General features: G+C 72.2%; 12 protein-coding genes, 1 pseudogene and 1 riboswitch. Of the genes and pseudogenes, 6 read left to right on the top strand and 7 right to left on the bottom strand.

Features of this window, described 5'->3' with window-relative positions:
• Positions 1-4 precede the first annotated feature (4 nt).
• From E6P78_RS06930 to E6P78_RS06910, 5 genes are read left to right on the top strand one after another with little or no spacing between them, the layout of a single operon-like run.
• Entirely contained in the window at positions 5-979 is a 975-nt protein-coding gene (locus E6P78_RS06930) for an STM4015 family protein (RefSeq protein WP_136202627.1), read from the top strand.
• Entirely contained in the window at positions 960-2,105 is a 1,146-nt protein-coding gene (locus E6P78_RS06925) for an STM4014 family protein (RefSeq protein WP_136202626.1), read from the top strand. The genes E6P78_RS06930 and E6P78_RS06925 overlap by 20 nt, the downstream gene beginning before the upstream one ends.
• A 52-nt stretch (positions 2,106-2,157) precedes the next feature.
• A complete protein-coding gene (locus tag E6P78_RS06920; RefSeq protein WP_136202860.1) occupies positions 2,158-2,970 on the top strand; it encodes an STM4013/SEN3800 family hydrolase in 813 nt (270 codons plus the stop codon).
• Positions 2,967-4,322, top strand: coding sequence for an STM4012 family radical SAM protein (locus tag E6P78_RS06915; RefSeq protein WP_136202625.1), 1,356 nt, complete (start codon positions 2,967-2,969; stop codon positions 4,320-4,322). Before E6P78_RS06920 ends, E6P78_RS06915 begins: the two co-directional genes overlap by 4 nt.
• Positions 4,323-4,329: 7 nt before the next feature.
• On the top strand, positions 4,330-5,238 hold the full coding sequence (locus E6P78_RS06910) for an STM4011 family radical SAM protein (protein ID WP_136202624.1): 909 nt from the start codon (positions 4,330-4,332) through the stop codon (positions 5,236-5,238).
• 18 nt (positions 5,239-5,256) lie between these two features.
• Here E6P78_RS06910 and E6P78_RS06905 read toward each other — a convergent pair whose 3' ends face one another.
• The 3 genes and pseudogenes from E6P78_RS06905 to E6P78_RS06895 all read right to left on the bottom strand — a co-directional run bounded on the left by E6P78_RS06905 (position 5,257) and on the right by E6P78_RS06895 (position 9,780).
• Positions 5,257-6,111 (bottom strand): SGNH/GDSL hydrolase family protein, encoded by an 855-nt coding sequence (locus E6P78_RS06905; protein WP_136202623.1) that lies wholly within the window; start codon positions 6,109-6,111, stop codon positions 5,257-5,259.
• A gap of 183 nt (positions 6,112-6,294) precedes the next feature.
• Positions 6,295-7,236: a M23 family metallopeptidase gene (locus tag E6P78_RS06900; protein WP_136202622.1), complete on the bottom strand. Its 942-nt coding sequence runs from the start codon at positions 7,234-7,236 to the stop codon at positions 6,295-6,297.
• 5 nt (positions 7,237-7,241) lie between these two features.
• Positions 7,242-7,395, bottom strand: a riboswitch (cyclic di-AMP (ydaO/yuaA leader).
• 295 nt (positions 7,396-7,690) lie between these two features.
• A pseudogene (locus E6P78_RS06895) lies at positions 7,691-9,780 on the bottom strand (alpha-galactosidase).
• Between the two features lie 214 nt (positions 9,781-9,994).
• Here E6P78_RS06895 and E6P78_RS06890 point away from each other — a divergent pair.
• Entirely contained in the window at positions 9,995-10,807 is an 813-nt protein-coding gene (locus E6P78_RS06890; protein WP_136202621.1) for a tyrosine-protein phosphatase, read from the top strand.
• Between the two features lie 15 nt (positions 10,808-10,822).
• On the opposite strand, the gene E6P78_RS32700 is transcribed toward E6P78_RS06890, so the two are convergent.
• The 4 genes from E6P78_RS32700 to dxs all read right to left on the bottom strand — a co-directional run bounded on the left by E6P78_RS32700 (position 10,823) and on the right by dxs (position 15,097).
• The gene (locus E6P78_RS32700; protein WP_168712579.1) at positions 10,823-10,999 is read right to left on the bottom strand and encodes a DUF6126 family protein; all 177 of its coding nucleotides are present in this window, start codon (positions 10,997-10,999) and stop codon (positions 10,823-10,825) included.
• A gap of 106 nt (positions 11,000-11,105) precedes the next feature.
• Positions 11,106-11,714, bottom strand: a complete 609-nt coding sequence (locus E6P78_RS06885) for an XRE family transcriptional regulator (RefSeq protein ID WP_136202620.1) — start codon at positions 11,712-11,714, stop codon at positions 11,106-11,108.
• 60 nt (positions 11,715-11,774) lie between these two features.
• Entirely contained in the window at positions 11,775-13,172 is a 1,398-nt protein-coding gene (locus E6P78_RS06880; protein ID WP_136202619.1) for an aspartate aminotransferase family protein, read from the bottom strand.
• Positions 13,169-15,097 (bottom strand): 1-deoxy-D-xylulose-5-phosphate synthase, encoded by a 1,929-nt coding sequence (gene dxs, locus E6P78_RS06875; protein WP_136202618.1) that lies wholly within the window; start codon positions 15,095-15,097, stop codon positions 13,169-13,171. Before dxs ends, E6P78_RS06880 begins: the two co-directional genes overlap by 4 nt.
• Positions 15,098-15,160 lie beyond the last annotated feature (63 nt).

Below are 15,160 nucleotides of genomic sequence, written 5' to 3'. Positions count from 1 at the left end.
CGCGATGACAGTCATCGATCACCCCTCCTCCTTCCACGGCCTGCCCGTGTTCACCCTGCCCCTGGCGGGTGAACACGGCCCGGTGCAGGGAGCGCTGCCCGCGGCGGACTCCGTCGCCTGGCGGCTGGACTGTGCCTGGGAAGGGCCTGAGTTCGCCGGGACCTGGCAGCACTTCCTGGACACGGTCGACCCCGCCGGGGTCCGGGCCCTGCTGATCGGTCCCTGGTGGCCGGACGGCTACAGGTCGCTCGCCCCCGTGGTGGAGCTCATCGCCTCCGACGCGGACCGGTTCCCCGCACTGCGCGCCCTGTTCCTCGCCGATGTCGTCGGCGAGGAGTGCGAGGTGTCCTGGCTCCAGATGTGCGACATCACGCCGGTGTTCGAGGCGTTCCCCCGGCTGGAGGAGCTGGTGGTGCGCGGCGGCGGGAGCGGCCTGAACGAGGAGACGCTGGAGCTGCGGCCGGTGCGGCACGAGGCGCTGAGGTCCCTGCGGTTCGAGTCCGGCGGTCTGCCCGGTCAGGTCGTCCGCGCGGTCGGCGCCTGCGAACTGCCCGCGCTGGAGCGGCTGGAGCTGTGGTTCGGCTCCCAGTGGTACGCGGGGGACGCCACGGTGGAGGACATGGCCCCGCTGCTGTCCGGCGGAGGTTTCCCCCGGCTGCGCCACCTCGGGCTGCAGAACAGCGAGATCCAGGACGAGATCGCGGCGGCCGTCGCGTCCGCCCCGGTCGTCGCGCAACTGGAGTCCCTGTCGCTCTCCATGGGCACCCTCAGCGACACCGGGGCCCTGGCCCTGCTCGACGGGCAGCCGCTCACTCATCTGACCGAGCTGGACCTGCACCACCATTACCTCAGCGACCCGGTGACCGCCCGCGTCCGGGATGTGTGCGCCCGCGAGGGCGTCCGGGTCGATCTCGACGAGGCCGAGGACTGGGACCCCGAGGACGAGGACGAGCCCCGCTATGTCGCGGTCAGCGAGTAGCGTGCCGCCGCGTTTCGCGGTCGTCGGCAACCCGGGCAGCCGCCGGGTCTCGCTCTTCCGGGACGCGGTGCGCGCCGCCGGGCTGCCCGAGGCGCGTACCGTCCCCTGGCTCGACGTCCTGAGGGGCGGGGCCGGTTTCCTGTCCGGGGAGACCGTGCGGATCGAGTCGCCGGGCGAGGACGCCGAGGTCGACCGGTGGCTGCGCGGGGCCGACGACCCGACCAGGGTGGAGGGTTCGGCCCTCTGGTACGCCAGGTTCACCGCCGCGGTACGCGAGGTGGCGCGGGCGGCGACGGCGGCCGGGGCCGGGTTGCTGGGCAGTCCGGCCGACATCGCGGTGCTGTTCGACAAGCGGCTGTGCCACGGTGTGCTGGAGTCGGCGGGGGTGCCCGTGCCGGCCTCGCCGACTTCCGGCCCGGCCGCGCCCGCGGTGCGGGACTGGGCCGATGTGCGTGCGCTGATGGCGGGCCACCGCATGCCCCGGGTCTTCGTGAAGCCGGCGCACGGGTCGTCCGCGTCGGGTGTGCTGGCCGTGGAGACGGCCGGAGGCGGCCGGGTCCGGGCCACCACCTCGGTCGAGCGGGACCCCGTCGGCCGCCTCTACAACTCGCTGCGGGTGCGCCGGTGCACGACGGAGCGGGAGGTCGCGGCGATCGTCGACGCGCTCGCCCCGGACGGGCTGCACATCGAGCGCTGGCTGCCCAAGGCCGCGCAGGGCGGCCGGGTCGCGGATCTGCGGGTCGTCGTGGTCGACGGCCGGGCCACCCATGCCGTGGTCCGCACCAGCCGCTCCCCCATGACCAATCTGCATCTCGGCGGCGCGCGCGGCGACCTGGACGAGGTGCGCGCGGCCGTCGAGGCGTCGGGGGCCGGCTGGGGCAAGGCCCTGGCCGTCTGCGAGCAGGCGGCCGGCGCCTTCCCGGACACGCTGTGCGTCGGCGTCGACCTGCTGCCCGCGACCGGCTGGCGGCGCTTCGCCGTCGGCGAGGTCAACGCCTTCGGCGATCTGCTGCCGCGGCTGACCGGCCTGCCCGGCAGTGGCGCCGAAGGCCTGGACACCTACGCGGCGCAGGTCGCCGCCGTACTGGACCGAGCAAGGAACACCCGTGTCGCCCCAGCCCCCTGAACCCCAGCCCCCTGAATCCTTCCCCGGCGTCGCGGACGCCCTGAACCCCGACATGAGCGAGGTCGTGGGCAGCCACGACCTGCTGCTCGTCACCCTGGACACCCTGCGGTACGACGTGGCGGCGGAGCTCGCCGCCGCCGGGCGCATCCCGCGGCTGGCCCGGCATCTGCCGGGCGGTGCCTGGGAGGAGCGGCACGCCCCGGGCAGTTTCACCTACGCGTCCCACCAGGCGATCTTCGCGGGGTTCCTGCCCACCCCGGCCGCGCCCGGACCGCATCCCCGGCTGTTCGCCGCGCGTTTCGCCGGCAGCGAGACCACCGCGGAACGCACCTTCGTCTTCGACACCCCCGACCTGGTCTCGGGGCTCGCGAAGGCCGGGTACCGCACGGTGTGCATCGGCGGCGTGGGCTTCTTCAACCAGCGGGGGCCGCTCGGCTCGGTGCTGCCCGGAATGTTCCAGGAGGCGCACTGGGAGCCGGAGTTCGGCGTCGCCTCACCCAACTCGTTCGAGGCGCAGGTGACCCGAGCCGAGCAGGTGGTCGCCGGGCTGCCGCCCGAGCAACGGCTCTTCCTGTTCGTCAACGTCTCCGCACTGCACCAGCCGAACTGGTTCCACAAGCCCGGGGCGACCCGTGACGCCGGCGACAGCCGTGCGACGCACGCCGCGGCCCTGGAATACGTCGACGCGCACATCGGCCGGCTCCTCGCCGCCGTGAGCAGTCGCCGCCGCGCCTTCGCCATCGTCTGCTCCGACCACGGCACGGCGTACGGCGACGACGGCTACACCGGTCACCGGCTCGGCCACGAGTCCGTCTGGACCGTCCCGTACGCCCATTTCTTCCTGGAACCGGGGACCGCACGATGACCACGACGCACACCGTCCGCCCGTACCGGAGCTATGTGTACGCCTATCCGCACAAGACGGCCTACCGCCCGCTCGCCGAACACCCCGGCGGACGGCCGGTGCTCAGCGAGCTGTGGGCGGGGGAACGCAAGGACGCGCTCTCCCTCTATCTGCACGTCCCCTTCTGCGAGGTCCGCTGCGGCTTCTGCAACCTCTTCACCCGGATCGGCGCGCCCGACGAGCTGGCCTCGCGGTATCTGGACGCGCTGGACCGGCAGGCGAGCGCCGTGCGGGACGCGCTGGGCGACGAGGAGCCGGTCCGGTTCGCCGCGGCGGCGTTCGGCGGCGGCACGCCCACCTTCCTGGAGGCGGCCGAGCTGGAGCGCCTGTGCGACATCGCGGAGAAGCGCATGGGCGCCGACCTGCGGTCCGTGCCGCTGTCCGTGGAGACGTCCCCGTCGACCGCGACCGCCGACCGGCTGGCCGTGCTCGCCGAGCGGGGCACGACCAGGATCAGCATCGGTGTGCAGAGCTTCGTGGAGGCCGAGGCCAGGGCCGCGGTGCGACCGCAGCGCCCCGCCGATGTCGAGCGGGCCCTCGGCCTGATCCGGGACACCTCCATACCCGTCCTCAACATCGACCTGATCTACGGCATCGACGGCCAGACCGAGCGGACCTGGCGCACCTCCCTGGACGCGGCGCTGCGCTGGCGGCCCGAGGAGCTGTATCTGTACCCGCTCTACGTCCGCCCGCTGACCGCGCTGGGCCGGCTCTCCGCCGGTGCGGCCGACGCGGCCTGGGACGGGCAGCGCCTGCGCCTGTACCGGGCCGGCCGCGACCACCTCCTCGCCCGGGGCTACGAGCAGGTGTCGATGCGGATGTTCCGGCGCGCCGACGTCCCGCGCACGGACGGGCCCGACGACTACGCCTGCCAGACGGACGGCATGATCGGCCTGGGCTGCGGCGCCCGCTCGTACACCTCGCGGCTCCACTACTCCTTCGACTACGCGGTGCGGATGGGCGAGGTGCGCGGCATCATCGACGCCTACACCGCCACCGACGACTTCTCCCGCGCCGAGGTGGGGCGGTACACCGACGGGGACGAGGCGCGCCGCCGCCATCTCCTCCAGTCGGTCCTGCAGGCCGAGGGCATGCCCCTGTCCGGCTACCGCGAGCGGTTCGGCACCTCCCCGTACGAGGACTTCGCCGCGGAGCTGGCCCGGTTCGAGGCCCTGGGCTGGCTCGATCCGGCGGCGCCGGCGGAGGGGCTGCTGCGTCTGTCCTCCGAGGGGCTCGCGTACTCCGACGCGCTGGGGCCCGAACTCTTCTCCCCCGCCGTGCGGGCCGCGATGGCCGCGTACGAGCTGAAGTGAGTCACCCGTGGACCTGACGATTCTCTACCGGGGCCCGCTCGCCTCGTGCGACTACGACTGCCCGTACTGCCCGTTCGCCAAGCGGCGCGACAGCCGGGAGCAACTGCGGGCCGACCGGGCGGCGCTGGAGCGGTTCACGGCGTGGGTGGCGGCGCAGAGCGGTGACCGGATCTCGGTGCTGTTCACGCCGTGGGGCGAGGGCCTGGTGCGCTCCTGGTACCGCCGGGCGATCGTCGAGCTGGCCGGGCTGCCGCACGTGCGCCGGGTCGCGATCCAGACGAACCTGAGTGGGCGGACGCGGTGGCTGGCCGAAGCTCCGGCGGCGGCCCGCGAGCGGATCGCGCTGTGGTGCACGTACCACCCGGGGCAGACGCCGTACGAGCGCTTCCTCGCCCGGTGCGAGGAGCTGACGGCCCTCGGAGTGCGCCACAGCGTCGGGGTCGTGGGTCTGGACGCCCATCTCGGTGAGGCGCGGCGGCTGCGGGCGGCCCTCGCGGACGAGGTCTACCTGTGGGTCAACGCCGCCGAGGGGCACACCTACACGGACGAGGAGGCGGACCGGTGGACCGCGATCGACCCGCTGTTCCCGTACAGCCGCCATCCGCACCGCTCGGCCGGGCTGCCCTGCCGGACCGGTGAGTCGGTGATCTCGGTGGACGGGGACGGGACGGTGCGCCGCTGCCACTTCGTCCGGGCCGAGCTGGGCAATCTGTACGACGGCAGCTACCGCCGGGCGCTGGGGCCGCGGGCCTGTCCGCTCGCCGTCTGCGACTGCCACATCGGCTATGTGCACCTGGAGACACTGCCGCTGTACGACGTCTTCGCGGGCGGGGTGCTGGAGCGCATACCGGCCGCGCTGCCGCTGTCCCCGGCCGCCGCGACGGGACGGGCCACCGGACAGCCCTTGGGCGGCTGAGGACAGCGGACGGGTACGTCAGAGCGGCAGCAGGTCCGGCCGCTTGGGCTCGACGTGGTCCCCGGAGGACTCGCCGCGCAGCCGTCGACCGATCCACGGGACCAGGTATTCGCGCGCCCAGTGGATGTCGTCGCGCCGGACTTCGAGCGTGCCGCGCGGGGGCTGCGGCGGCCACTCCTGGTCCGGGTCGGCGGGCACGTCGAAGCCGAGGACCTGGGCGGCGCGCAGCGCGACCCGGGTGTGCCCCTCGGGCGAAAGATGCAGCCGGTCGCCGTCCCAGGCGCGCCGGTCCTGCACCGAGCGCAGCGACCACAGGTCGAGCACCGGGCAGTCGTAGCGGTCGGCGATGGCCCGCACATGGGCGGTGTAGGTGGCGATCTTGCCACGCAGATGGCGCAGCACGGGCACGCCTCGGGTGTCGAAGCCGGTGGTGACCATGACGGTGCCGACCGAGCCGGTCAGGTCGGCGACCGCTCGCTCGAAGCGTTCGGCCACGTCGTCGGGGTCGGTGCCCGGCCGGATGATGTCGTTGCCGCCGGCGCAGAAGCTCACCAGATCGGGGGCGAGTTCCTTGGCGCGCGGTACCTGCTCCTCGACTATCTGGTCGAGGAGCCGTCCTCGTACGGCGAGATTGGCGTACCGGAAGTTCCCGTGCGCGGGAACGGGTGAGTCCTCGGCGTCCGTCGCCGCGCCGAGGTCCGGGAGCCGGTCCGCGAGGAGGACCGCGAGCCGGTCGGCCCAGCCGACGAACGTTCCGTCCGGGCCGGGGTCGCCGACTCCCTCGGTGAAACTGTCGCCAATCGCCGCGTACGACCCGATGGCGCCCTGTCGGTTGATGACGCCCTGTTGGATGTTTCTCGAATCGTCTGCCACAAGGGCATATCCTGCACCCCCGAATGTGACCTACGCGACCGTAATAAGGGGTTGACGGGTGGTGAGATAAACCACCCGGTCAGGTTTCGGTAAAGGGGGAATAAGTAGAGGGGCGGTGCGTCGACGCGCACCGCCCCTCTCTGTTCTGCCGCGGCCCGGTTCACCGGGCCGGTACTGCCTGGATCAGACGTAGATCCCGTGCGACGCCAGGTAGGCGATCGGGTCGATGTCCGAGCCGTACGCCGGGCCGGTGCGGACCTCGAAGTGGAGGTGCGGGCCGGTGGCGTTGCCGGTGGCGCCGGAGAGGCCGACCTGCTGGCCCGCGGTCACGGTCTGGCCCGCCGAGACGGAGAGCGAGGACATGTGGCCGTACTGCGAGTAGTGGCCGTCGGCGTGCTTGATGACGACCTCGTTGCCGTACGCGCCGCCCCAGCCGGCGGTGACGACGGTGCCGGAGGTGATGGCCTTCACGCTGGTGCCGCTGGCGACGGGGAAGTCGATGCCGGTGTGGCTGCCGCTGGACCAGCTGGCGCCGGAGGCGCGGTAGGCGGTGGTGTGGTTGCCCGGGACCGGGTGGACGTAACCGGAGGCGTTGTCCTGGGTGGCCGGGGCCTGGGTCTCCTGGGACGCGGAGGCGCCGGAGGAGGACGAGTCGGAGGTCGTGGCGGCCTCCGTCCCGGACTTGGTCTCGGTCTTCGTCTCGACCTTCGCCTCCGTCCTGGCCGGCGCCTTCGACGGGGTGGTGGAGGCGGTCGTGGCCGACTTGGCGCCGAGCGTCAGCTTCATGCCCGGGAAGATCAGGCTCGGGTTGTCGCCGACGACCGCGCGGTTGTCCTGGTACAGCTTGTGCCAGCCGCCCTTGAGCTTGTGCTCGGCCGCGATCTTCGACAGGTAGTCACCGGAGACCACGGAGTAGGTGGTGGTGCCGGTGCTCTTCACGGACTTGGCCGGGGTGGTGTGCGCGGCGGCCGACTTCGAGGTGGCCGGGGCGGTCTGCTCCGCGGCGTGGGCACCGGTGGCGCCGAGCAGCGGAAGCGCGATGACGGCTCCGCCGGCGCTCGCGGCGACGACGCCACGGGCGATGGTGCTGGACTTGGGACGGCGGTGCTTACCCGAAATGGGCATGAAGGGTTTCCTCTCCGGCGCCTGCGAGGTGAGCTGTCGGGTTCGGGCTGGAGATGCCCGGCCGCGCATGGCGCGACTTCACCCCTAGCCGGCCGGTTCTCCCGGTCGGCGGCTTACCTGGTTCCCCCGCTCCTGCCACACGGTGAGTGGATGCGAATTCCGGACGGCGGCAGGATTGGGCGTTCCATCCGGATTGACATGGAACGTAAGCGAGCCGGGACGGCGGAAACAAGCCACGGGTTCCGCACCGGATTCGGCACCGGAAATTCGGCGCGGAATTCCGGTCACACTCCGTGGATTACGGATCTTGGCTTTCCGCGCGGCGTACGGAATACCCCACCGCGGCGCCACCACACACCGTCACGGATATGATCCCGCTCACGAGCGGGTGATCATCTCCCTTGCAACCGGGGCATGTTCGGCGAAACATCCCATTACGGACATGCCATGGCCATCATCCGCGCCGCAACCGCAGCACCCGCGCGTCCAGGTCGCCGCTCAGCCCGGTGCGCAGCCCGTGGTGCAGCAGCACCGAACCGTGGTGCACGGCCCCCGTGTCCAGGCAGGTGTACGTCGCCTCCGCATCGAGACCGCGCAACCGCAGGGCCGGCGTCTCCTCCCCGTACCGCTGGGCGTGGAGCCACATCAGTACGACGGTGTCCGCGCCCCGCACGTACTGCACGGCGCTGAACCCGTCTCCCGGCGCTCGCAGCCGGTACAGCTCCCCCAGCTGCACGACCGGGCGGATCTCCTTGTACAGCTCCACCCACCCGCGCGCCTCGTCCAGCTCTGCGCCGCTCCACTCGGTGAGGTCCCCGCCGACCCCCAGCACCCCGGCCATGGCGCTCACGAACCGGAAGCGCAGCGAGGAGGAGCGGCCGTTCAGCTGGAGGTTCGGGCTGTCGGTGACCCACGCCGCCATCACCCGGGCCGGGTGGATCTGCCCGAAGCCCTCCTGGATGGCGAGGCGGTCCAGCGGATCGGTGTTGTCCGACGTCCAGACCTGGTCCGTACGGGAGAGGATGCCCAGGTCGATCCGCCCGCCGCCGCCCGAGCAGGACTCGAAGGCGACACCCGGGTGGGCGGCGCGCAGCCGGTCGATCAGGGCGTAGAGGGCGTCCACGTGCTCGGTCCAGAGCCGCTGCGGGTAGTCCGCGCCCAGCCAGCCCGCGTCCGAGAAGCAGCGGTTGAAGTCCCACTTCACATAGTCGACCGGGGTGCCGGACAGCAGCGCGTCCAGCCGCTCCCACAGATACGCCCGCACATCGGGGCGGGCCAGGTTGAGGACCAGCTGATTGCGGAACTCAGTCCTCTCCCGCCCGGGGAAGTGCTGGACCCAGTCGGGGTGCGCGCGGTAGAGGTCACTGTCGGGATTGACCATCTCGGGCTCGACCCAGATCCCGAACCGCATGCCGAGCCCGTGCACATGCTCGGCGAGCGGGCCGAGCCCGTTCGGGAAGCGCTCCGGGTTCGGCGTCCAGTCGCCGAGCCCGGCCCGGTCGCTCACCCGCTGCCCGAACCAGGCGTCGTCCACGACGAACAGCTCGACGCCCATCACCGCGGCGCGTTCGGCCAGCGCCCGCTGCTGCTCCTCCGCGATGTCGAAACGGGTGGCCTCCCAGGAGTTGTAGAGCACCGGGCGCGGCTTTGACGCGTCGGGGATCACATGGGCGAGCTGCCAGGCGTGCCAGGCGCGGCTGGCCCCGCCGAAGCCCGCCGCGCTCCACAACCCGGCGAAGACGGGGCTGGTGTACGACTCCCCCGGCGCGAGCCGCAGCAGCCCGGACTCGTCGTAGCCGGCGCCGCCGGTGATCTGCACGAGCCCGTCGGGCAGCCGCTGTACGGCGATGCGCCAGGACCCGGACCAGCCGAGCGCGCAGCCGTAGACCTCGCCCTCCTCCTCGGTCGCCGCGCCGTCCGCGTCAAGGGCGAGCCAGGGCAGCCCCTGGTGTGGCCGCGCCGGCTGGACAGGAGGTGTTCGCCGTACGCCAGCTCGGTGCGCTCCAGCTGGGTTTCCGCCGCCCAGCGGCCGTGCAGCCGGCTGAGCCGCCAGCGGTCGCGGGCCGGCGGGGACCAGGCCGCCGCGTCGGCGCGGAGCAGCTCCAGCGGCGGGCCGTCCGGCCCGGTGTGGGTGAGTGTCGTCCAGCGCTCGATGACGTCGGAGTCGTCGCGCATCCGGTAGTGCAGGGTGACCGCGAGGTGGTGCACCGGGTCGTGGAAGGAGATCCGCAGCTCGTCGCCGTCCACGGTGTCGCCCGTGAAGGCCCACGCGGTCCCGCGCACCTCGTCGGTGCGTACCGACAGGGCGGGGCGGACGAACCGGGGGCCGCCCTCCACCGGGTACTCCTCGCGGCCGTCCAGCGGGGATTCGAAGCCCCGGCCGGGCGGTGCGGGGGCGGCGGCCAGGGCTTCGGCGGCGGCCAGGGAGATCCGCGGGCCCCAGTGCAGGTGCAGCAGCTCGTGCCGGTCGGTGAGGTGGAGGGCGTAGCCGCCGCTCGCCCCGGTCAGCAGCCAGGTCCGGCCCCGGTCGCTCGTCTCGATCATCGCGCCCCCGTCCACGTGCCCACAGATTCGCACAGTTCCGCACATCATCGACCGCACGGGGAGGGAGGGCAACGCCCCGCACACGGAAATCGAGCCCGGTCCGGCACCTCCGAAGGGCGCTGACCGAGATGGTTGTCCTAGGAATCGATGTCGTATCGTCACGGGCGTGGGCCCGTCGGCGACAGGCGCCGGGGCAGAGCCTTCAGGAGTGACCGTGACGCAGCAGCTGCCGCAGACCCCGCCGGCGGAGCCCGTACTGGCCGGCATCCGCAACTTCCGGGACGTGGGCGGACTGCCCACGTCCGACGGCCGCCGGGTGCGGTACGGAAAGCTCTACCGCAGTGGCCACCTGGCGCACGCGACGGTCGAGGACACGGCGTTCCTCAGCGGGCTCGGCCTGCACACCGTCTTCGACTTCCGCAACGCGGCGGACCACAAGCTGGACGGCCTCGACGTGGAGCTGCCGGGCGTACGCAATGTGAGCATCCCGCTCAGCGACCCGGCGGACGGGGCCGAGTTCTGGCGGATGGTGCGCGACGGCGGCATGGACGAGCTGCGCTCGATCCTGGCCGACGGGAAGGGGACCCGCCGCATGGTCGCCTCCTACCGCGCGATCATCCTGGACCGCACGGCCGAGCACAGCCGGGTCCTGCACGCGCTGGCCGAGGACAGCGTGCCCGCGCTGATGCACTGCGCGGCCGGCAAGGACCGGGCCGGGCTCACCATCGCGGTGACGCTGCTGGCGGTCGGTGTCGGGCGCGAGACCATCGAGGCCGACTACCTCAAGTCCAACGACGCGCACCGCCGCTACCGGGTCCACCGCAGCGACACCTCGCCGGCCGGGATGTCGCCGGAGGTGATGGAACTGCTGAACCCGCTCTTCGGCGCCCACCCCGACTACCTCGCCGCGGCCTTCGCGGCCATCGACGAGACCTGGGGCGGCACCGACGTCTACCTCGCCGACGGCCTGGGGCTCACGCCCGCCATCCGGGAGCGGCTGCGCGAACGGCTCCTCGACGAGGGCTGATCGAGCCGAGGGGGCCTACTGGTTGTGCATCCCCACCGCGAACAGCAGGTACAGGAACCCGGCGATGACGTGCCCGGCCACCAGGTAGGCGAACAGCCGGATGACGAGCCCGCGGGGCATCTTCTTCTCCTGCGTGTCGGCGTTCGCACGCTTGGCGGGGGTGAGCGGGTCGTAGTTCTCGGAGTCGGACATGACAGGCCTCTCTGGCGACCGGGGGCCCGGCCGCGGGTACGTCCAGGGCGTGTTGTGAAAGTAACGCCGTCCGCCCGACCGGCAGGCGGCACTCTCAGAACACGCCCTAGCGACGATGGATTCCGCTGCCGAGGCACAGCTCGGCGGCGGGGCTCTGCAGCAGGGTGTGGACGAAGAGCAGCTCGGAGCCGTCCGGTTCCGGGGCCGCGATCCGGTGCGGGGTGAGCGAGTCGAAGTGCGCGCTGTCCCCGGGGGCGAGGTCGTGCACCGTCTCGCCGAGCGTCACCCGCAGGCGGCCCGCCAGGACGTACAGCCACTCCTCGCCGGGGTGGACGCGGACCAGGTCGCCCTGGGCGCCGTACGGGACGCGGACGCGCAGCGCCTGCATGGCCCGGCCGGAGCCGCCGGCCTGCTGGTACAACCAGCCGTCGGCCTCCGCGCCCTCGAACGGGCGGCCTCGGACGATCGCGTCACGTTCCGGGGGGATCTCGCCGAGCAGCTCGGAAACCGTCGTACCGTAGATCCTGGCCAGCTGGAGCAGCATCGGCAGCGAGGGCTGGCGCCGGCCCGTTTCGAGCCGGGACAGATGGGCGGGCGAGAGCCCGGCGCGCTGCGCCGCGGTCTCCAGGGTGAGACCACGGCCGCGGCGCAGGTCGCGCAGACGTGGCGCGACGCCGGGAAGCTCGTCGGCCACCTGACCGTCCGGAGGATTCATGCCTCCATTGGGCCAAAGACTTTCCTCGGAGGCAAATTTCTTGCCTCCGAGGCAAAAGCCTCAGCGGTTGGCGACCGCCTGCTTCACCAGGGTCCGGCCGAAGTCCCACATCAGCCCGCCGCCGCTGTGCGCGTCGTCCATGACGGCCGTGAACGCACTCACGAACCGGTCCACGTCCGCGTCGTCGATCACCAGCGGCGGAATCAGCTTGATCACTTCGAGGTGGTCGCCGGAGACCTGGGTGAGGATGCGGTGCTTCTGCAACAGGGGCACGACCACCATCTGCGCGAAGAGCCCCTTGCGGGCCGCCTGGAGCATGGTCCAGCGACTGCGCAGCTTCAGCGAGGACGGGCGGCCGAACTCGATGCCGATCATCAGCCCGCGCCCCCGCACCTCGTGCAGCAGCTCGTAGCGGCCGACGAGCGCGGACAGCCGCTCGCGCAGCAGGTCGCCGGTGCGGCGCGCGTGCGCCACGGTCTCCTCGTCCTCCATCACCGAGAGCACCGCGAGTCCTGCCGCCATGGCCTGCGCGTTGGAGCCGAAACTCGCGGAGTGGACGAGGACCCGGTCCATCGAGGAGTAGACCCGCTTGAAGATCCAGTCCTTGCCGAGCGTCGCCCCGACCGGGACGTACCCGCCGGAGAGCGCCTTGGCGACGCAGACCAGGTCGGGTTCGACGCCCTCCTCGTGCTGGTACGCGTAGAAGTCGCCGGTCCTGCCCAGACCCGTCTGCACCTCGTCGGCGATGAGGAGGGCCTTGTGCTTGTGCAGCAGCTCCTGGGCCTCGCGCAGGAACCCGGGCGGCGCGGCGTGCACGCCCTTGCCCTGGATCGGCTCCACCACGAGCGCGGCCACGTCGCCGCGCTTGAGCTCCCGCCGCAGGGCGTCGAGGTCACCGAGCGCGATGGCGGTGTCGGGCAGCAGCGGGGCGAAGCCGTCGCGGAAGCCGCCCTCGCCGTTGACCGAGAGGGAGCCGGTGGTCAGCCCGTGGAAGGCGTGGTCGCAGTACAGGATGCGCGGCCTGCCGGTGGCGTACCGGGCGAACTTGAGCGCCGTCTCGACGGCCTCCGTGCCGCTGTTGCCGAAGAACACCCGGTCCAGGTGCGGACTGTGGCTCAGCAGCTTCTCCGCCAGCAGACCCGGCAGCGGCTGGCAGTCGAAGCGGGTCAGGTCGGCGAGCGAGGCGTCCAGGACGTCGTGCAGCGCCTTGCGTACGACGGGGTGGTGCCGGCCGAGCCCCATCACGCCGAAACCGGCGAGCATGTCCAGGTAGTCGTTGCCCTCCGCGTCCCAGAAGTGCGCACCCTCGGCCCGTTCGTAGACCTTGTCGAAGCCGATGGTGTGCAGCATGCGCGGGAGCTGGTGGTTGAGGTGCTTGGTGTGCAGTTCGTAGCGTTCGGCGCCGCGCTCGGCGAGTAGCCGCGCCAGATCGAAGCCCTTGGGCTCGTCGTCCTTCATGCCCCGCTCTCCTTGTGCCCGTTGGCCGGGGCGCCGTGCCCCGGGCCGCCGCCCGCTGTCCGGGCGGCCGTCGCGGCGCTGATCCGGCCCGCGATCTCGACCGGTGTGAGTCCGATGTCGGCCAGCACCTCGGCCCTCTTGCCGTGTGCGAGGAACTGCTCGGGAATGCCGAAGGTCCGCAGCGGTACATCGACGCCGGCGTCCCGCAGCGCCTGGCCGACCGCCGAACCGACGCCCCCCGCACGGCTGTTGTCCTCGACGACGGCGACGAGCCGGTGCTCCGCCGCGAGCGGTGCCAGCCGCGCGTCGACCGGTTTGACCCAGCGCGGGTCCACCACGGTGCAGCGGATGCCCGCTCCGGCGAGCAGTTCGGCGGTACGCAGGCAGACGGGCGCCATCACGCCGACGGCGACGAGCAGCACATCGGCGTCCTCGGCGCGCCGCAGCACGTCCATGCCGCCGATCCGCCCGATCGCGGGGACCGGCTCGCCCACCGACTCCTTCGGGAACCGGACCAGTGTCGGCGCGTCGTCCACCGCGACGGCCTCGCGCAGTTCCTCCCGCAGCCGCTCCGCGTCGCGCGGGGCCGCGATGCGCAGCCCGGGCACGACCTGGAGCACGGACATGTCCCACATGCCGTTGTGCGAGGCGCCGTCGGGCCCGGTGACCCCGGCCCGGTCCAGGACGAACGTCACGCCGCACCTGTGCAGGGCGACGTCCATCAGCAGCTGGTCGAACGCCCGGTTCAGGAAGGTGGCGTAGACGGCGACGACCGGGTGCAGCCCGCCCGTGGCGAGCCCGGCGGCGCTGACCGCGGCGTGCTGTTCGGCGATGCCCACGTCCCAGACGCGGTCGGGGAACGCCTCGGCGAACTTCGTCAGCCCAACGGGGTCCAGCATCGCGGCGGTGAGCGCGACGACGTCCGGCCGCTCGGCCCCGATCGCCGCGATCTCGTCCCCGAACACGGAGGTCCAGGACGGGCCGGCCGAGGGGGCGAGCGGGACGCAGGTCAGCGGGTCCATGGCGCCGACGGTGTGGAAGCGGTCCGCCTCGTCCCTCAGGGCGGGGGCGTAGCCGCGCCCCTTCTCGGTGATGCAGTGCACGAGCACCGGGCCCTGGAAGCGCTTGGCGCGCTGCAGCGCCGCCTCGACGGCGGCGGTGTCGTGCCCGTCGACCGGGCCGATGTACTTCAGCCCCAGGTCCTCGAACATGCCCTGCGGGGCGATGAAGTCCTTGAACCCCTTCTTCGCCCCGTGCAGCGACCCGTACAGCGGCTGACCGATGACGGGGGTGCGTTCCAGGAGGTCCTTGCCCCAGGCGAGGAAGCGCTCGTAGCCGTCGGTGGTGCGCAGGGTCGCCAGGTGGCGGGCGAGGCCGCCGATGGTGGGGGCGTAGGAGCGTTCGTTGTCGTTGACGACGATGATCAGCGGGCGGTCCTTGGCGGCGGCGATGTTGTTCAGCGCCTCCCAAGCCATGCCGCCGGTGAGGGCTCCGTCACCGATGACCGCGACGACGTGGTCGTCCTTGCCGCGCACCTCGTTGGCCTTGGCGAGGCCGTCGGCCCAGCCCAGGACGGTGGAGGCGTGCGAGTTCTCGATGACGTCGTGCTCCGACTCCTCGCGGGACGGGTAGCCGGACAGGCCGCCCTTGCTGCGCAGCTTGGAGAAGTCCTGGCGCCCGGTGAGGAGTTTGTGCACGTAGCTCTGGTGGCCGGTGTCCCACAGGACGCGGTCCACGGGTGAGTCGAAGACCCGGTGCAGGGCGATGGTCAGCTCCACCACCCCGAGGTTGGGGCCCAGATGGCCCCCGGTCCTGGCCACGGCCTGCACCAGGAACGTACGGATGTCGTCGGCGAGTTCGCCGAGTTGTGACGCGTTCAGTGCCTTGAGATCGTGCGGCCCCCGGATGCTCTGCAGCAGCGTCATGCCCGGGCCCCCTCTCTGCTCCTGTTCCAGCTCAGGTGACGGCCGGGACTCCCCGGAGGGAGC

Origin of the sequence: Streptomyces sp. A0958, from assembly GCF_004795035.1 — a bacterium.
Classification (GTDB): domain Bacteria; phylum Actinomycetota; class Actinomycetes; order Streptomycetales; family Streptomycetaceae; genus Streptomyces.
This window is presented reverse-complemented; position numbering and strand designations above follow the sequence as displayed.